The following is a 22244-nucleotide window of genomic DNA, read 5'->3' as shown; positions in this document are numbered from 1 at the left end:
AATAATGTTATCATATAAATGACAATCAGGAAAACGAATAGAAAAAGACCGCTTCAAAAAAAGCGGTCTTTTCCATTTAAATTTATACCGTTTCTTGTAATAAAGCTTCAATTCGCTTTAATGCACCAGGCTCTACTTCCTCAATAGAGGTTGCTGCAACTTCCAGTGCTGCTTGATAATCATAGCTTCTAAAAGCCAGTTCCGCATCAACCAAAGCTTTTTGTACAGCCGGATAACTGCTTCTGTATCTATTGCCATACTGTATAACCTTTTCAGATAAGAGAACCGTTTCAATGAGCTGAGAGGTATGGTCGTATACTTTATCTACCGTCATAACAGCCACTTCTAAATATTTTTGAACGGTAGGTATATTTAACGGCTTTTCTTCTAGTTTTGTTTTTACATTTGAAATGCTTTCTCTCGCATCCTCTAATAAATATCGATACTCTTCTGGAAGACCTGGAATATTACTTTTATTTACAAGACGAATGCAATCAGCAATTTTTTTGGAAAGTTCAACTACTGTCTCACGTGCTGCAATTTCATCTTTTCTAAGTGTTTGTAGTTTTTCAGCGTATTCTTTTTGCTCTAGATCCAATTTTTCAAGCTCGAGCTTGAACTCAGCTAGCTCATCCTTTAGTATCGTAAGGGCCGTTTCATCAGCTACAATTTTGTGTTCTAATACTTCGAAGCGTTTCATTAACTGAGCAAGTTTCTTTTCAAACTGCACTTGCCCTTCTACTTCACTCTCTTCAAGGTGATAACTTTGTTGTACTTCCTGCACTTCGAACTTTAGTACATTATTTTCTTCTTTTACTGCGAATAACATACTTCTCGTTGGGTCTTCGTTTTCAATAACAAACCGTTTGGCATTAACCTCTTGTTCCAATTGATCATAAATAACTTCCATCTTATCCTTTACATCATCTATTTTCTTTTGAAGTTCATCAATATCGGTCTGTTCAATTAACTCTAAACATTCATTTACTTCTGAATGAAGTTTTTCTAACTCCTCTTCAAAATGAAGATGCTCGAGAGGATAGCCTTGATTTTGCATTTCACGGAATCCGTCTCTCAGATTCTCGATTTCTGAAGGAATACTTGATTGGCATTCTATAAGTAAATTTGGAATAGCATCCATCTTTTTGCTCAATTCATCTGTCTTTGATTGAATTAATAGCACAACCTCACGTGCTTGCAGATAATCGCCGTTCTCCGTTCTTTCCTCAAAATTAGTAAAACATGCTACTATTTCATCAAGAAGGACTTCTAACTTCGCTTCTGCACGGCCAAAATTATGACGGTGTGCAAGGAGAGTTTTGCGGCGCTCACGATACACCTCTTTTAACTCTTCCATTTCAATTCTATTTTTCTCTTCACTTCCAACCAATTCATTGATTTCATCAAGTAACTGTTGAATTTTATCTTCTGTATCTCTTAAATGAGAATCAATGGCACGCTGTACCTGTTTGGCTTTATTAAAGCGGTAGCGATCAATGTATTCCTCCGCATCAAATAGATACTCTTCTACCTCAGGCAGTTGACTGGTTACAATGTCATCCCAATCATTTCTCCAGTTCTCAAATAGCTCTTCTGTTTCACCCGTCATATTTAGCTGTTTGACCTTCGACATTTCATCAAGGACTGGGCGATTCGTAATATCTATTTTCCAGTTCTCCAAACGGTCAATTTCTTTATAAAGCTTTTTTTTCATCATATATCCAATCACGTACAGAGCTAGTAAAAGAACTAAGCCCCCGATTATGTACTCCATGTTAAGCCCCCTGTTCTCATCCGAGCTACATTTATGTTATCTATATAAAGGTTCATATAAATGTATTTTCAATGCTCTTATGATACCATGTAAACGACATTTTTTGACTATTAATTTCAATTTTTTTGTACTAAAATTTATTTACAAACACTTTAACTACATTACATCTCTTTTTTCGACAAATACTGCAAGAATTATAAACTAGGAGGCTTTCTCATTATGCGTGATGGTCATGTTCATTCAAAGTTTTGTCCCCATGGTTCAAAAGATGCTTTTCAAACTTATATTGAGCACGCAATGGAACTTGGTATTACCACCATCTCATTTACGGAACACGCACCACTCCCTGCTGGCTTTACCGATCCAACCCCCCTTCAAGACAGCGCCATGAAAATGGAGGATTTACCGGCATATTTAGAGGAGCTAGCTATTCTAAGAGATAAATATAGAGGAAAAATCACTATACATACTGGTTTAGAAGTAGATTACATTGAGGGATTTGAAAAAGAAACAACAGAATTTCTAAACAAATACGGTCCTTTTCTGACTGATAGTATTTTGTCAGTCCATTTTTTAAAGCATGAAGGAGAATATGATTGTTTAGATTATAGCCCTGACGTATTTGGTGATATGATTAAGCGCTATGGTGGGATAGAAAAAGTATATGAAGCCTACTTTCGAACGCTTTTATTATCCATAAAGTCCAATCTAGGATCTCATAAGCCTAAGCGTATCGGACATATAACATTGGTGAATAAATTCCAAAAAAAATATCCTTGTCCAGTTAGCTTTAACAAGGAAATCCGAAATATTTTGTTAGAAGTGCAACAAAATAACTACGAGCTCGATTATAACGGAGCTGGAACAGCAAAGCCGTTATGCCTAGAACCTTATCCGCCAACAGCGATAGCTAACCAAGCCATTCAATTAAACATTCCTATGATATATGGATCTGACGCTCATCAAGCGAAGGAACTCCTTCAAGGATATGAGCAATTACATAGAAGCTAAATCGATTCAAACACTAATTCCTTTGGATGGTGGGGAGTTAAAACTCCTTCAATCCAATTATTGATTTCACCAATATATTTCTGTGTAAAATACGGTTCATGAGGAAAAACATGAAGAACCTCTGAGAGATAATGGGTATTTAAAAAAGGCATGGATAAAAGCGATTTGAGTTGGACAATAGTAAAAGAAACAGACACTTGTCTGAACTCTCCTGTTATCATTCCTTCCTCAATAACAGCTTTAAAATAATACTTTTCCTTTGCAAAGTAGGTACTCATTATTTCTCTAACGGTTTGGGAATCAATGGACATTTCTCTTAAAATTAATCTTGTCAGCTGCATGTTCTCCGTGTGGTAATTAATAATGCTTTCAGCCATTTTCTGAAGTGTAGCCTTTGCTCCTTGGTCAATACATAAAAATGCTGATTCAAGCTCTGCAATGTACGATTCAAAATACTTTAGAAAACAATACTCAAGAAGACCATGTTTATTCTGGAAATAGTAGGAGATGTTAGAGACGTTGCTGTTTGCCTTTTGGGCAATATCTCGAATCGTTGTTCCTGAAAACCCCTTCGTGTTAAAAAGATAAATTGCTGCCTCGACAATGGAATCCTTTGAATTTTTCTTCATTTGAAACCACCTCCATCTCTTAATCACAGAAAAAAGCCTTATGTATAACATTCTTTATTCGACATTTCTTCTCCTGTATAAAAAACTCGACAAAGTCTCCTTATTTTCGCTAAAATATGATAATTACCTTTTGTTTGGAGGGAAGGAAATGTTTGAAGTAAAGAATTACGAAGGAACGAGAGAGCAAAATTATCGTCTATTAATAAAACAACTGAAGGCGCTTCTAGAAGGCGAAACGAATGCCATTGCCAATTTAAGTAATGCATCTTCTCTATTAAATCAATTTTTGTCTGACGTGAACTGGGTTGGTTTTTACTTAATGGATGAGGACAAAGAATTAGTACTAGGACCATTCCAAGGCCTGCCAGCATGTGTAAGAATTCCTCTTGGTAGAGGTGTATGCGGAACTAGTGCGAAAGAAAGAAAGACGATTTTAGTTGAGGATGTTCATCAATTTCCTGGTCATATAGCATGTGATGCAGCTTCCCAATCAGAAATTGTTGTTCCTATGATAAAAGAAGGACAACTTCTGGGAGTTCTAGATATAGATTCACCTAGCAAAAACCGCTTCGACACGCTAGATCAAAAAATGCTTGAGCTATTTGTTGAAGAATTAATTAAACACTTATAAAAAGAGGCAGATTAACTGCCTCTTTTTATATTAAAGTGCTCAATGCTTGATCCAAATCTTCCTGAATATCTTCCCATGCTTCTAACCCGACCGATAACCGTATTAAATTATCTTGTATCCCCATCTTTTCTCGTTCTTCCTTTGGTACAACGGAGTGAGTCATGGTTGCTGGGTGCTGTATTAAGGTTTCAGCATCACCAAGACTAACAGCAATCTTTATTAACTGTAACCGGTTCATGAACTTTTGTGCTTCTTCCACCCCTCCATGTAAAGTAAAAGAAAGCAATCCGCCTGCCTGACGCATTTGCTTTTTCATAATGGGAAAATCCGGATGTCTACTGTCCCCTGGGAAGAATACTTGATTCACAGCCCCATGCTCATTTAAAAACGAATAAATCTCCCTAGCATTCTCACAATGTCGATCCATTCTTACCGGCAAGGTTTTCAACCCTCTTAGTAATAACCATGCATCAAACGGGGAAATTATCCCTCCGATATCTTTTTGGGTAGTCATTGCCACTTCTTGGAGGAAATCACGCTTTCCAACAACGATACCAGCAATCACATCCCCATGCCCACATATATATTTGGTTGCACTATGAACGACAACATCGCAACCAAGCTCAAGAGGGGTCTGTAAATAAGGAGAACAAAACGTATTATCAACAACAACTGGAATCCCCTTTTCTTTCCCAACTGCTGCAACCATTTCTAGGTCAACAAGCTTCATCGTTGGATTGATTGGGGTTTCCACATAAATGCAAGTTGTTTCGGGCTTGATGGCTTGTAAAAGTTGTTCCTTTGATTCCATTTCTGAAAAAGTATATGTGATCTGATATTTATGATTTAGCATCTTAAGCAAACCAAAAGTACATCCGTATACACCTTGAGAACAAAGAACATGGTCACCTGCTTTTGTAAGAGAAACTAATACAGCAGACACGGCAGCCATTCCTGATCCAAATGCTAAAGCGGCTTCCCCTTTCTCAATTGCTGCCATTCTCTCTTCTAGTATAGACACGGTTGGATTACCCAAACGGGAGTAAATATATCCTGACTCTTCTCCAGCAAACCTCTTTTCTCCTTGCTCTGCGTTTGCAAAGCAATAAGTAGATGTCTGAAAAATAGGAGGGACTAAGCTGCCTTCAAATAAACTAGCCTCATAGCCACGATGAATCACTTCTGTATCAATCCTAAACGTTTTTTTCTCTCCCATAAGCTCCTCCTTTACGCGTAAGCGCTTACATATTTGTCAAGGACTTTTCCTTACTAGCATATGTGATACCTACCCAATTGGAGAGTAAAAAGGAACTCAAAATTTGAGCCCCTTTTTCTTAAAATGAGTTTATCTTTTCTTGCACCACAACTCGATCCTTACCCGTATCCTTTGCCACATAAAGGGCAGTGTCCGCTCGCTTAAACAAGTTTGTAAAGTTATCTGGATTGTCCACATTCCAATAAGATACACCGCAGGAAATCGTTATTGATGGTTTAGATAATTCCCTTACTTTATCTACTAATCGGTTGGCGATACTTATTCCCACCTCAAGTGGAATACGAGGTAGATAAACAGCGAGCTCCTCTCCACCCCAACGGGCGCCAATATCACTTTCTCTAATATTACTTTTTATAATATCAGCTACTTGAATAAGGATCTCGTCCCCAACTTGGTGCCCATATTTATCATTAACACCTTTAAAATTATCAATATCAATTAATAGAAAGGTTCCTTGCTGATCTTCATCAAGTGATTCATGAACCCTTGTATCTAAATAATTTCTTGAATACAGCTTTGTTAGATGATCAGTAACAACCATTTTCTCTAATTCTTCTCTAAGCATGGAATTTGTAAAAGCTAAGGTAGAATGATGAATTAATGACTGCATTAACTTAAACGTCTCGAAAGAAAAGTGATAAGGCTCCGAATGCATGACGAGAGCTAGACCCTTAATCAATCCTGATTGCACCATAGGAACCGCCATTATGGAACGAAATTTTTTTTCGTTATGGGCAAGGTTTAGATCTACATCACCAATAAAAATGGAATCATGTTCTTGTCTCAGTCTGTCGATTACATATTGAACGTATGCCGTGGAAGCTTCCGTTTCAAAAAACGGAGTCGAACCAGCTAATACACTAATGAGCTTTAGGTCGGGCGAAAGCAGCACAAAGCAAACTTCTTCTGCATCAAACGAATGTACAATTTGTTCCTTCATGTACGACATGGTTTCGGTCAATCGCAAATTAGAATTTAAACGATGAGAAGTCTCATTGATGAGTTGTAAATCAGCAATTAACCGTTTCGATTGCTGATAGAGCTGTGCATTTTCAAGTGCAGAACCAGCCGTATTTGCTAATAATTTGATAAACTCCACTTCGTTACTTGGAAACGTTAATGTGTCCGGAGCGATAACTTGAAGCACCCCGTATACACCTTGTTTTCCTTTTAAAGGTGCATAAAGAACAGATCGTCGTTCATTCAAGGAATCCTCCATTTGGATTGTACCAGTAACATAGGCTTCCATGGCTGCTATGTTTTCACTATCATATTCCAAATCCTTAATTGGCAGTTCGCTATGATTATCATTGTCATGAGAGAGCATTAAGTAGTACGTAAAACTCGGATAAACCTCCTGAAGCGTATAGATAATCTCACCTAACACAGCATCCATATCCATAGTCGAATGGAATTTTTCATTCACTCTGAATAGCTGTTTATAACGCTTCTCTTCCATAACAATTTTAAATAATTCTTGTGCCTTCTGAACAAATGAAGAGCACACAAACGCAAATTGTTCAAACCAATCCTGATTGGAAGGGGTAATAGATGTTTGATTCCCTTTTAAGCATAGAACACCTAAGTTCCTCCCCGATCTTACAAGAGGAATAAGTACTTGATAGTCCTTAAAGCTCTTATCTGTTGGGGAAAAATCGATTGTTTTCAATGAGCTTAACCAGTCACTTGAATCATTAGATGGTGTAACTTCCATTATGTTTTCGTTTGTAGAAACACCCATGGAATATTGGCTTTTCCAAGCATGACAAATGAACAAAGTCACTTCATCAAGCTCTAGCATTTTTTGAATCGTTTTAACCATTGTCTTTAATACATTTTGATAGTGAAAAACTCCCGACTCCGTGTCGATTAGATCAAAGAACTGACTTTTAAGTGTTTCAATTGATTTATCAGAGAGAAATCTCATTACGTCATCACCTAATACCTTAGCTGGTTTGAAACCATTTTGATTCCATCCCGCATGAAATATATTAATTTTCAATTGTAGAAATTATGATCTCTTGTTCAGTAATAACAAGCCATAGGGAACCGTCCTTTGATAAGGAAAATAGTTGGTTGTTTCTACTCTCTCCCACATCCAATTGCTTGTCCCCCAATTGAACGATCGTGCGGCCATCTTCTTTTATTGTGGTCAAGTTTGATGGTTCCCCAGTATTTCGATCCCTATATTCAGTTGATCGTGTAGCAAGTTCAAAATCACTTGTGAAATAATTCCACTGCCCATCAATTTTCACCCATACACCTTTACTCTCTTTATCTAAAGAAATCATCGTTGGCTTTCTATCTAGGATGATTGACCTTCTTGTCTGAAAAAGATAGTTATCTTCTATTTGAACCTCATATTCGGCTAATATATAGTTGTTTTCTTGTTTTTTTGCTAAAACAATGATAGGATTATCTTTTTTATTTAGGCTTTGATGGAGGACTGTGACAAGTGGAGGATTAATTATTTGCTTACTATATTTATAGTACAATGCTCCTGTTGTAAAACTTATACAAATAAAAAGCAAAAGATATCGTACTCTTCTTTCTTTCCTTGTTTCACGCACTTTAACCACTCTTTTTCATAATTAGATTATACCATAAGAACTACCATCCATTAGATAATAACATATACCTAAAAAATAAAATCCCCTTGACTTTCTATTAGTTTAAAACATATAATATTCTTTGTGTAAAATAGCGCAGCATATGTGAACGCCTTTATGAATACATTTTGTTCCTCAATAGAAGAATGATCTTCTAGGATGGGGTATCGGTAACCCTTGGGCTGCTAGGGCGAAGGTACATGAAAACAAAATGGTCATACTGCTTGTGAACACTACTGTTTTTATTTTACAACAAAATAAAAACACGAGGAGGAGTCATTCATGGCTCGTTATACTGGCCCAAGCTGGAAATTATCACGTCGTCTTGGAATCTCTCTAAGCGGTACTGGTAAAGAATTAGAAAAGCGTCCTTACGCTCCTGGACAACATGGTCCAAACCAACGCAAAAAGTTATCTGAATACGGTTTACAATTACAAGAGAAGCAAAAGCTTCGTCATATGTATGGAGTGACTGAGCGTCAATTCCGTAACTTATTTGACAAAGCTGGTAAGCTTTCTGGTAAGCACGGTGAAAACTTCATGGCTCTTTTAGAGTCACGTTTAGATAACGTAGTATACCGTTTAGGTCTTGCTCGTACTCGTCGTCAAGCTCGTCAGCTTGTTAACCACGGTCATATCTTAGTAAATGGAAGTCGCGTTGATATTCCATCATTCCGCGTATTACCTGGTCACACAATCTCTTTACGTGAAAAATCACGTAACCTTGACATCGTTAAAGAAGCAGTTGAAGTGAACAACTTCGTACCTGATTTCTTAACTTTCGATGCTGACAAATTAGAAGGTACATTCACTCGCTTACCTGAGCGTTCTGAATTACCAGCTGAAATCAACGAAGCTCTTATCGTTGAATTCTACTCTCGTTAATAAAAAGAGATCCAGCGAAACTTCGCTGGATCTTTTTTGTTATTCTGCTTTGCTTTCTTTTATATCTTCTGCTAACTGATCGATACTTTCACGAACATTTCCTTTACCTGCAAAAGTTTCAAGTAGGTTTTTTACATCAATTCCAGATGAAGCCTTCAACGATTCCTGTAACGACGACATCAAGCTAGTAGCATAACCCGTAACTTTGTTTGCTCCGCCACCTTCACCACCGCCTGTATCAACAACGGTAATTTTATCAATATTGGATAATGGACTGGCAATTTCCTTCGCGTATTCCGGTAGCATTCTCACAATCATATCCATAACAGCCGCTTGACCGTACATATCGAATGCCTCTGCAATCTTGCGCTTCGCTTCTGCCTCAGCCAAACCTTTCAAGCGAATGATTTCAGCTTCGGCTTCCCCTTGCGCTCGCTCTGACTCTGCTTTAGCAAGTCCGTCTAGACGTACTTTTTCAGCATCCGCTTTTGCCATTGCCTCGATCCGGTATTTATTCGCATCTGCTTCAGCAAGCTGTCTGGCTTTATCAGCAGCCGCCGCTTGTTCAACCGCATAACGATCAGCATCCGCTTTTTTCTTTACTTCCGAATCATATTGTCTTTCTCTACGCTGAATTTCTTTCTCTTCTAGTTCAATTTGTTTTTGACGCTCAATAATTTTGATTTGCATTTCATGCTCAGTAACCTCTTGCTTGGCTCTTGCTGTCTCAAGATCATATGCTTGGTCCGCACGAGCTTTCGCAATATCTTGTTCACGGCGATACTCAGCAATTTTCATTTGGTTCACTTTTTCTGCCTCAGCAATTTCTGTGGCTCTTTCAAGCTCTGCCTTTTGTGCGTCTTTGGCTGCTTCCGCTCGTTTAATTCGTGTTTCTTTTTCTGCCTCAGCAGTCGCTATGTCTGCATCTCTTTTTACCTGGGCAATTCTTGGCTTACCTAATGAATCCAAGTATCCATTCTTGTCTCTAACATCCTTGATCGTAAACGATACAATAACAAGTCCCATTTTTGCTAAGTCCTGCGAAGCCACCCTCTGTACTTCTTGAGAGAACTTATCACGATTCTTATAAATTTCTTCCACCGTCATTGACCCTAATATCGATCGTAAATGACCTTCAAGAACTTCCTTTGCTTCATTTTCCCGATCTTCCTTCGCTTTCCCTAAAAACTGTTCTGCAGCTGTCGCGATTTCTTCGATAGATCCTCCAATCTTAATAATCGCAACCCCATCAGCCATTACAGGAACCCCTTGCTCCGTATACACTTCAGGTGTCGTCACTTCTAGTTTGCTAGAAAGCAAGCTCAATGGTTCTGCTTGTTGGAATACTGGAAAAATAAATGCCCCGCCACCTCGTATAATTTTAATACGATTTCCTGACTCATCTACATGAACATTTTTACTTCCTAAATAACTCCCTGTAACAATTAACGCTTCATCAGGTCCAGCTGTACGATATTTTGTAATAAATACGGCAATTAGTGCAATTAGTAAGAAGGCAACAATGCCTCCTACAATAAAAATGGGTAACATAGACATCTCTCCTTAAGTAAAGGTTCTTTTCTTAACTTTGTTGCTTTTTGGAACATAATTGTAATGATTGTGCTAAGTTTCTGCAGAAAACAGCTTGGATCTAATAAGAAAAGAGACTGCATACTAAATTATTTAGCTTAAAATAGCTATTTCCACGTTAAAATTGGCTTTAAGATTTTAACAACATTCTTTACGAAAACAGCCTAAGTAAAAAATAGCTTTTCTGTTTTTTCATAATGTGCAACATGCAGGACTCCATCCTTCACATCAATCACTAATACCTTTTGTCCTTCAGCAATTGCTTCATTCTCAAAACTTTTCGCTGGTTTTGAAATTGTTCCACTGCTGCTTTTTATCACGACCTCACCAAACCCGTCTTGTGGAATAGGGACAAGCACCATTCCTACTCTCCCTTTTAATGAATCTGAAGTATAAACGAGTGATTCCTCCGCAGAAGACATCGGAACTAGCACAAAGATATTTAATAGAGTATTTAATATAATTGCAATGACAATGGAGATGAAAAGAATCACCAAACTACTTAGCGACGTGATTAGCTCTAATAAATAACCAGATGCTGATAAAAACGTGAGAAACGCAAGAATTAATGTTGGATTCAAAAAATCAATTGCTGCATCTGCAATATCGCCAAAAAAAATGTACAGAACCGTTAACGCACCAGAAACGATAAGTGTTGTCAAATAAACCGTCTGGATCGGAAAACCAAAGAGCTCCATTTAATCACCTCTTTTTTATTACTGAAATCTCCTTTCGTATGTAGTTAATAAGTAATACGAAAGTTGCAGGAAAAGGTTTCAAAAAATTTCCTATGGGTGGTTTGGGTATTGGTTAGTTCCTGAGGACGTTCTAGGTGAACAGCATAGCATCCTGCTGATCCCCTTTGAACGTCCTTCAATTCGCTTGATGAAAGACGTTAGCTAGCTTTTGTTCTTCTCTAACATCCTTCATACGGCTGATGAAAGACGTTAGCCACCTTCTGTTCTTCTCTAACATCTTTCATACGACTGATGAAAGACGTTAGCTAGCTTTTGTTCTTCTCTAACATCTTTCATACGGCTGATGAAAGACGTTAGCCACCTTCTGTTCTCCTCTAACATCCTTCATACGGCTGATGAAAGACGTTAGCTAGCTTTTGTTCTTCTCTAACATTCTTCATACCACTGATGAAAGACGTTAGCTAGCTTTTGTTCTTCTCTAACATCCTTCATACCACTGATGAAAGACGTTAGCTAGCTTTTGTTCTCCTCTAACATTCTTCATACGACTGATGAAAGACGTTAGCTAGCTTTTGTTCTTCTCTAACATCCTTCATACGACTGATGAAAGACGTTAGCCACCTTCTGTTCTTCTCTAACATCCTTCATACGACTGATGAAAGACGTTAGCCAGCTTTTGTTCTTCTCTAACATCTTTCATACGACTGATGAAAGACGTTAGCCACCTTCTGTTCTTCTCTAACATCCTTCATACGACTGATGAAAGACGTTAGCCACTTTCTGTTCTTCTCTAACATCTTTCATACGACTGATGAAAGACGTTAGCCACCTTCTTTCCGAACGTAACACCGTTCATAGCACTGTTAAACGACATTAATCCACCATTTACCCTTTCAAACGTCTATCATATCCACTATTCAAAAAAAGCCCATTGGTGAATCCCCACCATGTTCAAATTCTTTTTAAGAAACCTTCTTATCCTCTCTTTAGATACCGCTTCATTACACCAATAATAAAACTCATTAGTATTGATTTTTCGTTCTGGGAAAAGGAGCTTAAATACCTCTATAGTTCTAAGTAAAGCTTCTGATAGTTTTTCCTCTCCCCCACAATCACCACATATACATCTTTTCCCCTCAACAATCACTTCAAAAGAATTACATCTGTCACAGATCATTCCTTTCCGAACCTCATCATAACTATAACTCGGCAATTGCTGATAGGGTGATTCAGTTAGATGAAGAGACTTTAATTTTTCCGCTAATAACTTGTGCTTTCCGTTTAATTTGGATGGACTATTGTTTACCCTATTTAGGAATCGTTTAACTTGAGTTGGGAGAATAAGGGGTTTTCCAAGAGGAGCTTGAAACAAAGAGAATTCTGGGTTAATAAAAACGACCTTTCCGTTTATTGGAGAATGGTAGCCGAGGTGGTGAAGTAACTGTCGTAATAAAGTTTCACTTCTACTTAATTGAGGAAGAGGATTGGTCACTTCCTTTTTGTTTGTTAGATACAATTTGTCGTCTTCATAATAATAATCACCTTCAAAATTCTTGACCTCAAAAATATGAACAGTATCAGAAGTAATCATCAGTGCATCAATTTGAAAGACGGTATGATTAATTCTTAGTAATAAATCGTTCAAAATCAAACACTGACACTCAAGCTTTTCTGTCATTGAATCAAAGAGTACCTCCCCCTCGTATCCTTTTCTTAAGACCAAATAATGCTGTTTGTCTTTTTCTGTTAAACTCATTCGTTTGTTTAAGGCATTTAGTATCAGCAACTCCGCTGATTCGCTTCGGGATTTGTATATCATTGTCCACATCCTTTCGTTTTTTAAATTATATTCTTGTTTTTATTGCCTCCCACAGACATGATTGTCTATTTTATTACAAATTAAATAAAGACCGCTTAAATAGCGGTCCCCACTTCATTAGTATTTAATTAAAAAGTACTTCTTCTTCCCTCGTCGAATGACAGTAAATTCTCCGTCAATGCGGTCTTTGTCGTCTAATGTATATTCGAGTTCACTTACACGAATTCCATTTACAGAAATAGCGCCATTTGTTACATCTTCACGTGCTTGACGCTTTGACTGAACAATTCCCGCATTTACAAGTAACTCAACAATGTTTAGGCTGCTGCCTTGCTCATAAGTAAATGAAGGTACATCCTTGAAACCTTGTTTAATTTCGCTACCTGTTAAGCTTTGAATATCACCACTAAATAAAGCAGAGGAAATTCGAATGGCTTGTTGTAATGCATCTTCACCATGAATCAAACGAGTCATTTCTTCACCTAAAGCCTTTTGTGCCTTACGAAGATGTGGCTCTTCTTGAACAGCTTTTTCAAGCTCTTCAATTTCTTCTTTAGATAAGAACGTAAAGAACTTCAGGTATTTCACAACATCTGCATCACTCGTGTTAATCCAGAACTGGTAAAACTCGTAAGGTGATGTTTTTTCCGAATCTAACCAAACGGCTCCACCTTCCGTTTTCCCGAATTTCGTTCCGTCAGCTTTTGTCACTAGAGGAATCGTTAAACCAAAAGCTTTTGAGCCTTCTGGTGACATCTTTCTTATCAACTCAAGTCCAGTTGTGATATTTCCCCATTGGTCACTTCCACCAATTTGCATTCTACACTCATGATTTTTATGCAGGTAGTAGAAATCCATTGCTTGTAGAATCGTGTACGTAAATTCAGTGAAAGATATTCCCGTTTCTAAACGGGAGGAAATCGTATCCTTCGCCAGCATATAATTGACTCCTACATGCTTTCCGAAATCACGTAAAAACGTAACGATATCCATGGAACCAGCCCAATCATAGTTATTCACCATAACTGCCCCATTTTCACCCTCAAATTTAAACAGTCGGTTCAACTGTCCCTTAATTCCATCTACATTTACCTGAACTTGTTCAAGTGTTTGCAACTTTCTCTCTTCACTTTTTCCACTCGGATCACCAATTAGACCTGTCGCTCCACCAACTAATACGATTGGTCGATGTCCCGCTTGTTGAAAACGTCTTAATGTTAAAAACGGTAATAAATGACCAATATGCATGCTATCAGCAGTTGGATCGACACCACAATATAACGAAATCTTTTCTTTATCTAAAACCTCTTTAATACCCTCTTCGTCTGTTTGCTGGTAAACAATCCCTCGCCACTGTAAGTCCTGTAATAAATCCATACAAAGATCCTCCTTATTTGTGAGAAAAATAAAAAAGCCCCTCCGAATCAAAGATTCGAAGGGACGATTAATTTTATCGCGGTACCACCCAACTTGAGGAACAGAAAGCTCCTCCACTTAAAAAGATAACGGAATAACCGTTTACTGCTATAACTGACTTTAATTACAGGTTCACAGTAAATGCTCAGGGAGGTAATTCGATATTCTACTTGTACTGACTCGCATCAACCGTCAGCTTTCTTTAACAGAGATAGAACAGCTACTCATTCCCGTCAAGGCAAAATATTTAGGTGTTAATAGCATTTTTAACATAAAGAGACCTTTATTGTCAATCCAATTTTAGGTAATTTATCATAAAACGACAGGATTCCCCTTTCTGATAGCCTTTTTGTGGTATAATATAACTTGATTTTAGGGGGAATGTTGCCAATGAATGAAGAACGTAATTGGAAAGAAAAACTGAGGACATTGCTTCAACTTTTTACAAATAAAAAAACAGTAAAAGGTGCGAGCATTACCTATCAAGTAGTTTGGAACCTGACCTTAATATTACTTATTATTATTCTACTTGGTGGGGCGTTTGCAGGTGGTGTTGGAGCAGGCTACTTCGCATCATTGACAAAAAACGAACCTATCCGATCTTACGAAAGTATGAAGAAAGATATATACAACTATGAAGAAACATCAAATCTTTATTTTGCAAATGATGTATACCTCGGGAAGCTTCGAACGGATTTAGAGAGAGAAGAAGTAAAATTAGAGGAAGTGTCCGACTATTTGATAAAAGCAGTCGTTGCAACAGAGGACGAATACTTTTATGAACATGACGGAGTAGTTCCCAAGGCAATTCTACGCGCACTTTTCCAAGAGGTAACAAACTCCTCTGTCCAGTCTGGAGGAAGCACGTTAACGCAGCAGCTTATTAAAAATCAAATCCTTACAAATGAAATTTCTTTTGAGCGTAAAGCGAAAGAAATTCTTCTTGCTCTACGTCTGGAAAAGTTTTTTGACAAAAAAGAAATTTTGGAAGCGTATTTAAATGTATCGACCTTTGGTAGAAATTCCTCTGGGAGAAATATTGCAGGGGTTGAGTCAGCTGCAAAGGGACTATTCGGTATTAGCGCAAAGGAATTATCACTCCCGCAGGCAGCCTTCATCGCTGGTTTGCCGCAAAGTCCTTTCGGCTACACTCCTTTTACCAATAAAGGAGAACTAAAAAAGAACCTTGAGCCAGGGTTAACAAGAATGAAAACCGTGTTGCAAAGGATGTACCAAAATAAATCGATTACAAAAGACCAATATGACGAAGCATTAACCTATGACGTGACAAAGGATCTTATCCCAGCTGGGACAAGCTCTATAGAGCAATATCCGTGGGTTACCTTTGAAATTGAAAAAAGAGCCATAGACATACTTGCAAAAATCCTTGCCGAAAAAGATGGTTATACAGAAGAAGACTTACAAAATGACAATGCTTTGCTTGAAGAATATCAAACATTGGCAGACAGAGACATTCGTCGTAACGGGTATGAAATTCACTCCACAATCGATAAGAACCTTTATGACGCCATGGATAAGGTGAAGAATGAGTATCAAAACTATGGTCCGGACAAGGCGGAAACAGTAATAGACCCCGAAACAGGGGAAGAAGTGACCATTATGGAACCTGTCCAAGTAGGTGCGATTCTTATTGAAAACAAAACGGGTAAGATTTTGAGTTTCGTAGGGGGTAGAGAGTATTCTGAAGACTCGCAGCTCAATCATGCTACAAATGCGATCCGTCAAAATGGGTCAACCATGAAGCCTTTGCTTGTTTATGCTCCTGCTTTTGAGCTTGGGAAGGCATCACCAGGTACGATTTTACCTGACGTACCACTACATTTAGCACCAGGCATTAACCGTCCTTGGCCAAGTAACTACACCAAAACTTATAGCGGACTGGTTACAGCTAGATATGCTCTAGCTAAATCATTTAACGTTCCTGCTGTTAAACTTTACAAAGATATTATTGGTCAGAGACCAGCAGAATACTTAAAAAAGATGGGATTCTCTTCATTAACTCCTGGGGATTATGAACAATTATCAACAGCTATTGGATCATTAGATAATGGAGTTACTGTTGAAGAAAACACCAATGCATTCGGTACCTTTGCTAACAGTGGGCAATTTATTGATGCATATATGATTGAAAAAATCGTTGATAAAGACGGAAATATTCTTTACCAACATGAAGTAAAACCGGTAGAAGTATTCAGTCCACAAACTGCTTACCTCACAATAGATATGATGCGTGATGTAATCAATTCAGGAACAGCTACTTCCGTTAAAAGTAGACTGAAATTTTCTTCTGATTGGGCTGGAAAAACTGGAACTGGAACAGATTTCCACGATGCTTGGTTCGTAGCTGTAAATCCAAATGTTTCGTTTGGTATTTGGAATGGGTATGATACACCAAAATCTCTAAAATCATCTGGTCTCAATTATAGCTTACGAAATACCTATTTATGGGCTGATCTCATGAATGCAGCTTATGATGTAAATCCAGCTTTAGTTGACCCTGCCGAAAGCTTTAACATGCCTGGTGGAATTGTGAGACGTTCATTCTGTGGTATTTCTGGTTTGCTCCCTTCAGATGCATGTTCAAAGGCTGGCTTAGTTCAAACCGACTTATTTAATGCGAAATACGTACCGACGACGGTTGATGACAGCTTAGTCCAAGGAAAATACGTTACCATCGGTGATAAAAAGTATTTAGCACTAGATTCAACTCCAGCTGAATTTGCTCAAACTGGAATGATATTAAACCCTGATTATATTGAAAAACTGTTTGGAATTAAGACAGGAGTTCAAAATCTGATTCCGAAAAAGAATAATAGCAATTGGGCAAATATTCTTCTTCCAGATGATAAACTCTCAGACAATGGAAAGGCACCATCTCCTTTATCAATAGGTGTCAATGGCAATCAAATTACTTGGGGTTCTCACCCTGAAAATGATATTGTTGGATATCGTGTGTATTTGAATGGAAATAAAGTTGCTAGTATTAAAACCGGCTCTGCCCTTTCTTTTAGTGGTGGAAATGGGAAGTATTATGTAACCGCGGTTGACATTGCAGGACAAGAATCAGCACCTTCGAATGAGGCAGTAGTCGGGCCAAAGGAAGAGGAAAAGCTTGCTGAACCACCAGCAACAGACCCTGGAACTGGAACAGACCCTGGTACAGGCGGTGAAACCGGATCAGGAAACGGAAATGGAAATGGAAACGAGACAAATCCTGGAAACAACGGTGGTAATGGTTCAAACGGATAACAAAAAAAGCAATCCTCACAAATGAGGATTGCTTTTTTCTTAATCTTCCATTGTAGAAAGATCACCAGTAGGTAAATCTAACTCCCACGCTTTTAAGACGCGACGCATAATTTTACCACTTCTAGTTTTCGGAAGTTTATCACGGAATTCTATTTCACGAGGTGCAGCATGAGCCGCTAATCCTTTTTTCACAAATTGACGGATATCCTCCTTTAATTCTTCCGTTACTTCATATCCATCTCTTAATGCAACAAATGCCTTTATGATTTCGCCTCTTACTGGATCTGGCTTTCCAATAACACCTGCTTCAGCCACTGCTGGATGTTCGACCAGTTTGCTTTCGACTTCAAAAGGTCCAACACGTTCACCAGATGTCATAATCACATCGTCAATTCTTCCTTGGAACCAAAAATAACCATCTTCGTCCATATAGGCCGAGTCACCCGACACATACCAACCACCCGGCATAAAATAAGACTCGTATTTCTGCTTATTTTTCCAAATGGTATGCATCATGGATGGCCAGCCTTTTTGAATGGCTAGGTTACCCATTCGATATGGAGGCAGCTCATTCCCTTGGTCATCAACAATCGCTGCTTTTACTCCTGGGATTGGTTTCCCCATGGATCCTGGCTTGATTTCCATACAAGGATAATTACAAATTAATTGAGCACCCGTCTCTGTCATCCACCATGTATCATGAATTCTAAGCTGGAATACCTTCATTCCCCAACGAACGACCTCTGGATTTAAAGGCTCACCCACACTTAAAATATGCCTTAAGCTACTTAAGTCAAAGCGCTTTACCACTTCATCTCCGGCACCCATCAGCATTCTAAAGGCAGTTGGAGCACTATACCAGACACTAACGCCGTATTCTTCAATCATTTTGTACCATGTTTCTGGATTGAAGCGACCACCTACTACGACATTAGAAGTCCCTGTTAGCCATGGCCCAAAGATTCCATAGGAAGTTCCAGTTACCCAGCCTGGATCAGCTGTACACCAGTACACATCGTCTTCCTTAAGATCTAAAACCCATTTTGCCGTTTGATAGTGTTGAATCATTGCATTATGTACATGCAGTACACCTTTTGGTTTTCCAGTTGACCCAGATGTATAGTGGAGAATGAGTCCGTCACTAAGGTTTACCCATTCAATGTCTAGCTTGCTGCTTGACTCTTCAAATCTCTTTTTAAAATCGATAAACTTTCCTTCTTCTTTAATATTTTCTCCCACTAAGAAAATCGTTTTTAAAGCAGGAAGTTCATCTACGGGGACTCTTTCAAGAAGTTCTGGTGTTGTTACAAGAACCTTTGCCTCACTGTCTTCCAAACGATCTCGAACAGCACCTTCCATAAATGCTTCAAATAATGGCCCAACAATAGCTCCTAGTTTAATAGCACCTAAAACAGCAAAATACAATTCAGGTGATCTCGGCATAAAAATGAAGACACGGTCCCCTTTTTCCACATCTCCAAATGATTTTAATGCATTAGCAGCTTTGTTTGAGTATTGCTTCATTTCTTTAAACGTGTACTTTTCATTACGTTCTGCATCTCGGTAGTAAAGAGCTACCTTATTTTTACGGTAGGATTCTGCATGTCGGTCAATCGCTTCATACGCAAGGTTTACTCGACCTGTTTCAGACCATGAAAATTCCTTTTCCACTTCTCGCCAGTCGAATTGCTTGTACATTTGATCATAGTTTCCTAGATTAAATTCCCCATTGACTACTGATAGCGCTTCCACTTTCATCAAACCGTATCCCCCTTTGTTCATGCTTACTGTCATTATATAACAGAAAATTCTTTTTCTCAATTTTTAAAATATTTGTTTAGGAAAATATTTATGTCACAAAATCTTTTTAAATTTAACAGAAAATTTAGTGAAAGCGCTTAAATCAGGTGTTTTTCATGTATAATATTGATTACAAAAGGTATTTTCATTGGGTGGTGTATAGATGGAACATAGTAAAATATATAATGCAAAAAAATTAAAAACTCCCCATGGTGATTTAATTATTGAAGGTCCTATTTCTCCTGAAACCTTATCAGGTTATGAATTTCATCATGACTTAGTTGCTTTTCGCCCCCCAGCGCAACAGCATCAAGCACTAATTGAAATCGCTGCTCTGCCAGAAGGAAGGATTATTATAGCAAGGGACCGTCATACAATCGTTGGTTATGTTACCTACTTATATCCAGACCCCCTCGAGCGCTGGTCTGAGGGGAAAATGGAAGACCTAATTGAATTAGGTGCCATTGAAGTTATTCCTAAATACAGAGGTTGTAGTGTAGGGAAAAATTTACTTATTGTCTCTATGATGGATGATGCAATGGAAGATTTCATTACTATAACAACTGAATATTACTGGCACTGGGATTTGAAAGGTACTGGCTTGAACGTGTGGGAGTACCGCAAAATCATGGAAAAAATGATGAATGCCGGCGGTTTAGAATATTTTGCAACTGATGACCCTGAAATTAGCTCTCATCCGGCCAATTGCCTTATGGCTAAGATTGGAAAACGCGTTCCCAATGAATCGATTGAAAAGTTTGATCGATTAAGATTTATGAATCGTTTCATGTACTAACTCTTATGTTTCTAAAAGAGTGAGGTATTGATAGAAGGGGAGAAATAGTATGATAGTCGAAGAGATTATGAAATCTGACGTCTCAACTTTAACCTCTGACAGCACGATAGCAGACGCCATTCAAATGATGAAAACAAAGCGGATTAGACATCTTCCAGTAATAGATAAAAGCAATCAAATCATCGGATTAGTGACAGACCGTGATATTAAGGATGCAACGCCGTCCATCTTTTATTCGTCAGAACACAGTGATGTTCTTCAAAAACCAGTAAAAGAAATTATGAGAACCAGTATAATAACTGGACATCCTTTAGACTTTGTAGAAGAAATTTCAGCTATTTTTTATGAACACCATATAAGCTGTGTCCCAATCATAAAAGATCAAAAGCTTGTTGGAATCGTAACGGAAACAGATCTGTTACATACGTTGGTTCAATTAACTGGCGCCCATCAACCTGGTTCTCAAATAGAAGTAAAAGTACCTAATCGAGCTGGAATGCTTTGTGAAGTTACTGCAGTAATTAGTAAGCGAAAAGCCAATTTACTTAGCGTGCTTGTCTATCCAGACAAAAAGGATGAAAACTATAAAATCTTAGTATTGAGAGTACAGACGATGAATCCGGTCACTCTCATTAACGAATTAAAAAAAGCAGGATATACGGTCCTTTGGCCAAATCTGCCAGGGATTACAACATGATCGATGATTCTGTTTTTATCTTTTCTGAAGAACAGTTAAAGTACAAATTCAACTCCAATCATCCTTTTAATCAGCTTCGTCTAAAAATTACTCTAGATTTATTAAAACAATTGAATGCTCTATCTGATCATCAAATAATTCAACCAAGGAAAGCTAGCGATGAAGAATTACAACTAATTCATGATCCTAGTTATATCAATGCAGTAAAGCTTGCTGGTCTCGGTCAACTCTCTGCTGAAAAAGCAGAAAATTATGGCCTTGGCACAGATGATACTCCAATATTCCCAAATATGCATGATGCAAGTTCCTGGCTGGTTGGGGGAACATTAACTGCGGTTGACTATGTCATGACAGGGAAAGCCAAACATGCACTGAATCTTGGTGGTGGCCTACATCACGGTTTTAAAGGAAAGGCTTCTGGCTTTTGTGTCTATAATGATAGTTCCGTAGCTATAAAGTATCTTCAAGAAAAATACCATGCAAGAGTTCTTTATGTGGATACAGATGCTCACCATGGTGATGGGGTACAATGGTCTTTTTATGATGATCCAGATGTTTGTACATTGTCCATACATGAAACAGGAAGATATTTATTTCCTGGTACAGGGAATGTGAATGAACGAGGGCAGGGTAAAGGCTATGGTTTTTCCTTCAACATCCCTGTTGATGCCTTTACGGAAGATGAATCGTGGCTTGAAGCGTATACCAAGTCATTAACAGAGGTTGCAGCTTTTTTCAAACCAGATGTGATCGTAACCCAGAATGGTGCTGATTCTCATTATTTAGACCCTTTGACCCATTTATCAGCTACCATGAAGATCTATCATGAAATTCCTAAGCTTGCCCATCGTATCGCCCATCAGTATTGTGATGGTAGATGGATTGCTGTTGGTGGTGGGGGCTATGATATTTGGAGAGTCGTTCCTAGAGCTTGGTCATTACTCTGGCTTGAAATGACCAATAACTCGGAGCTTTCGAATGATCCATTACCTATACAGTGGATACAATCATGGCAGTCAAAAGCCTCTGTCCCTCTACCAAAACACTGGGACGACCCAAGTGATTTATATCCACCCATTCCTCGGAAAGCTGAAATTACTGAAAAGAATGCACAGACAGTCGAAAAAGCTTTATATCCGATCCGTAACCATAAAAAGAGTATTTAAAAAGGCTGAAATTTATCAGCCTTTTACTCATTAATCCGCTATATCATTGATGTTTTTGACACTCTTAAATTACCGAAAGTTGACGGTATTGCCTGTCCGGAAGTGGTCGAGTATAATGTCCATGAATATATTCCGGAGAAAGGAAAAGACGACTCCCATAATGTATAACTGCGCCAA

General features: G+C 38.2%; 17 protein-coding genes and 1 other annotated feature. Of the genes, 7 read left to right on the top strand and 10 right to left on the bottom strand.

The genetic code is table 11. The annotated features are described in order from the left end of the window. Positions 1–82: 82 nt before the first annotated feature. Positions 83–1774, bottom strand: coding sequence for a septation ring formation regulator EzrA (ezrA, locus tag ACFFHF_RS02410; protein WP_160546987.1), 1692 nt, complete (start codon positions 1772–1774; stop codon positions 83–85). A gap of 219 nt (positions 1775–1993) precedes the next feature. Here ezrA and hisJ point away from each other — a divergent pair, with 219 nt between their 5' ends. Continuing rightward, a complete protein-coding gene (gene hisJ, locus ACFFHF_RS02405) occupies positions 1994–2785 on the top strand; it encodes a histidinol-phosphatase HisJ (protein ID WP_377057550.1) in 792 nt (263 codons plus the stop codon). Here the strand turns inward: hisJ and refZ are convergent. Continuing rightward, on the bottom strand, positions 2782–3414 hold the full coding sequence (gene refZ / locus ACFFHF_RS02400; RefSeq protein WP_160546985.1) for a forespore capture DNA-binding protein RefZ: 633 nt from the start codon (positions 3412–3414) through the stop codon (positions 2782–2784). The two genes, hisJ and refZ, sit on opposite strands and share 4 nt — an antisense overlap. A 148-nt stretch (positions 3415–3562) precedes the next feature. Here refZ and msrC point away from each other — a divergent pair, with 148 nt between their 5' ends. Further along, the gene (gene msrC / locus ACFFHF_RS02395; RefSeq protein ID WP_160546984.1) at positions 3563–4045 is read left to right on the top strand and encodes a free L-methionine (R)-S-oxide reductase MsrC; all 483 of its coding nucleotides are present in this window, start codon (positions 3563–3565) and stop codon (positions 4043–4045) included. 25 nt (positions 4046–4070) lie between these two features. Here msrC and megL read toward each other — a convergent pair whose 3' ends face one another. The 3 genes from megL to ACFFHF_RS02380 all read right to left on the bottom strand — a co-directional run bounded on the left by megL (position 4071) and on the right by ACFFHF_RS02380 (position 7891). Then, positions 4071–5261, bottom strand: coding sequence for a methionine gamma-lyase (gene megL, locus ACFFHF_RS02390; RefSeq protein ID WP_377057549.1), 1191 nt, complete (start codon positions 5259–5261; stop codon positions 4071–4073). Between the two features lie 118 nt (positions 5262–5379). After that, complete coding sequence (locus ACFFHF_RS02385; protein ID WP_377057548.1) at positions 5380–7248, bottom strand: sensor domain-containing diguanylate cyclase; 1869 nt, start codon at positions 7246–7248, stop codon at positions 5380–5382. A gap of 64 nt (positions 7249–7312) precedes the next feature. Continuing rightward, positions 7313–7891, bottom strand: coding sequence for a hypothetical protein (locus ACFFHF_RS02380; protein WP_377057547.1), 579 nt, complete (start codon positions 7889–7891; stop codon positions 7313–7315). Between the two features lie 321 nt (positions 7892–8212). Between ACFFHF_RS02380 and rpsD the strand changes: the two genes are divergently transcribed. Beyond that, the gene (rpsD, locus tag ACFFHF_RS02375; protein WP_377057545.1) at positions 8213–8815 is read left to right on the top strand and encodes a 30S ribosomal protein S4; all 603 of its coding nucleotides are present in this window, start codon (positions 8213–8215) and stop codon (positions 8813–8815) included. A 39-nt stretch (positions 8816–8854) separates the two neighbouring features. Here rpsD and floT read toward each other — a convergent pair whose 3' ends face one another. The 4 genes from floT to tyrS form a co-directional block, all read right to left on the bottom strand. After that, complete coding sequence (gene floT, locus ACFFHF_RS02370) at positions 8855–10366, bottom strand: flotillin lipid rafts scaffold protein FloT (RefSeq protein ID WP_160546954.1); 1512 nt, start codon at positions 10364–10366, stop codon at positions 8855–8857. 203 nt (positions 10367–10569) lie between these two features. Continuing rightward, complete coding sequence (locus ACFFHF_RS02365; protein WP_160546953.1) at positions 10570–11103, bottom strand: NfeD family protein; 534 nt, start codon at positions 11101–11103, stop codon at positions 10570–10572. A gap of 913 nt (positions 11104–12016) precedes the next feature. Next, on the bottom strand, positions 12017–12922 hold the full coding sequence (locus tag ACFFHF_RS02360; protein WP_377057543.1) for a nuclease-related domain-containing protein: 906 nt from the start codon (positions 12920–12922) through the stop codon (positions 12017–12019). A 117-nt stretch (positions 12923–13039) separates the two neighbouring features. After that, positions 13040–14299, bottom strand: a complete 1260-nt coding sequence (tyrS, locus tag ACFFHF_RS02355; RefSeq protein WP_377057542.1) for a tyrosine--tRNA ligase — start codon at positions 14297–14299, stop codon at positions 13040–13042. A gap of 56 nt (positions 14300–14355) precedes the next feature. Further along, positions 14356–14584, bottom strand: a binding site (T-box leader). Between the two features lie 144 nt (positions 14585–14728). Here tyrS and ACFFHF_RS02350 point away from each other — a divergent pair. Beyond that, a complete protein-coding gene (locus ACFFHF_RS02350) occupies positions 14729–17608 on the top strand; it encodes a transglycosylase domain-containing protein (RefSeq protein WP_377057541.1) in 2880 nt (959 codons plus the stop codon). Positions 17609–17647: 39 nt separating this feature from the next. Here ACFFHF_RS02350 and acsA read toward each other — a convergent pair whose 3' ends face one another. Next, entirely contained in the window at positions 17648–19366 is a 1719-nt protein-coding gene (gene acsA, locus ACFFHF_RS02345) for an acetate--CoA ligase (protein ID WP_377057652.1), read from the bottom strand. A 205-nt stretch (positions 19367–19571) separates the two neighbouring features. Between acsA and ACFFHF_RS02340 the strand changes: the two genes are divergently transcribed. Genes ACFFHF_RS02340 through ACFFHF_RS02330 form a run of 3 tightly spaced genes read left to right on the top strand, consistent with a single transcriptional unit; the run spans position 19572 to position 22067 of the window. After that, on the top strand, positions 19572–20204 hold the full coding sequence (locus ACFFHF_RS02340; protein ID WP_340904921.1) for a GNAT family N-acetyltransferase: 633 nt from the start codon (positions 19572–19574) through the stop codon (positions 20202–20204). Positions 20205–20253: 49 nt separating this feature from the next. Further along, complete coding sequence (locus ACFFHF_RS02335) at positions 20254–20901, top strand: acetoin utilization AcuB family protein (protein WP_160546948.1); 648 nt, start codon at positions 20254–20256, stop codon at positions 20899–20901. After that, positions 20898–22067 carry an acetoin utilization protein AcuC gene (locus tag ACFFHF_RS02330; RefSeq protein ID WP_377057540.1) on the top strand — a complete coding sequence of 390 codons (1170 nt, stop codon included), beginning with the start codon at positions 20898–20900 and terminating at the stop codon, positions 22065–22067. Before ACFFHF_RS02335 ends, ACFFHF_RS02330 begins: the two co-directional genes overlap by 4 nt. Positions 22068–22244: the final 177 nt, after the last annotated feature.

It is taken from the genome of Robertmurraya beringensis, from assembly GCF_042433785.1.
Lineage (GTDB): Bacteria > Bacillota > Bacilli > Bacillales > Cytobacillaceae > Robertmurraya_A > Robertmurraya_A beringensis.
The sequence above is the reverse complement of the archived record's forward strand: the minus strand, read 5'-3'. Positions and strand labels throughout refer to the sequence as shown.

Excerpts from the sequence above, each read along its gene's own strand:
- ACFFHF_RS02385 (WP_377057548.1), bottom strand. The coding sequence starts at position 7,248 with ATGAGATTTCTCTCTGATAAATCAATTGAAACACTTAAAAGTCAGTTC.
- ezrA (WP_160546987.1), bottom strand. The coding sequence starts at position 1,774 with ATGGAGTACATAATCGGGGGCTTAGTTCTTTTACTAGCTCTGTACGTG.
- msrC (WP_160546984.1), top strand. The coding sequence starts at position 3,563 with ATGTTTGAAGTAAAGAATTACGAAGGAACGAGAGAGCAAAATTATCGT.
- ACFFHF_RS02340 (WP_340904921.1), top strand. The coding sequence starts at position 19,572 with ATGGAACATAGTAAAATATATAATGCAAAAAAATTAAAAACTCCCCAT.
- ACFFHF_RS02360 (WP_377057543.1), bottom strand. The coding sequence starts at position 12,922 with ATGATATACAAATCCCGAAGCGAATCAGCGGAGTTGCTGATACTAAAT.
- megL (WP_377057549.1), bottom strand. The coding sequence starts at position 5,261 with ATGGGAGAGAAAAAAACGTTTAGGATTGATACAGAAGTGATTCATCGT.
- acsA (WP_377057652.1), bottom strand. The coding sequence starts at position 19,366 with ATGAAAGTGGAAGCGCTATCAGTAGTCAATGGGGAATTTAATCTAGGA.
- refZ (WP_160546985.1), bottom strand. The coding sequence starts at position 3,414 with ATGAAGAAAAATTCAAAGGATTCCATTGTCGAGGCAGCAATTTATCTT.
- ACFFHF_RS02365 (WP_160546953.1), bottom strand. The coding sequence starts at position 11,103 with ATGGAGCTCTTTGGTTTTCCGATCCAGACGGTTTATTTGACAACACTT.
- ACFFHF_RS02330 (WP_377057540.1), top strand. The coding sequence starts at position 20,898 with ATGATCGATGATTCTGTTTTTATCTTTTCTGAAGAACAGTTAAAGTAC.
- ACFFHF_RS02350 (WP_377057541.1), top strand. The coding sequence starts at position 14,729 with ATGAATGAAGAACGTAATTGGAAAGAAAAACTGAGGACATTGCTTCAA.
- ACFFHF_RS02335 (WP_160546948.1), top strand. The coding sequence starts at position 20,254 with ATGATAGTCGAAGAGATTATGAAATCTGACGTCTCAACTTTAACCTCT.
- rpsD (WP_377057545.1), top strand. The coding sequence starts at position 8,213 with ATGGCTCGTTATACTGGCCCAAGCTGGAAATTATCACGTCGTCTTGGA.
- hisJ (WP_377057550.1), top strand. The coding sequence starts at position 1,994 with ATGCGTGATGGTCATGTTCATTCAAAGTTTTGTCCCCATGGTTCAAAA.
- tyrS (WP_377057542.1), bottom strand. The coding sequence starts at position 14,299 with ATGGATTTATTACAGGACTTACAGTGGCGAGGGATTGTTTACCAGCAA.
- floT (WP_160546954.1), bottom strand. The coding sequence starts at position 10,366 with ATGTTACCCATTTTTATTGTAGGAGGCATTGTTGCCTTCTTACTAATT.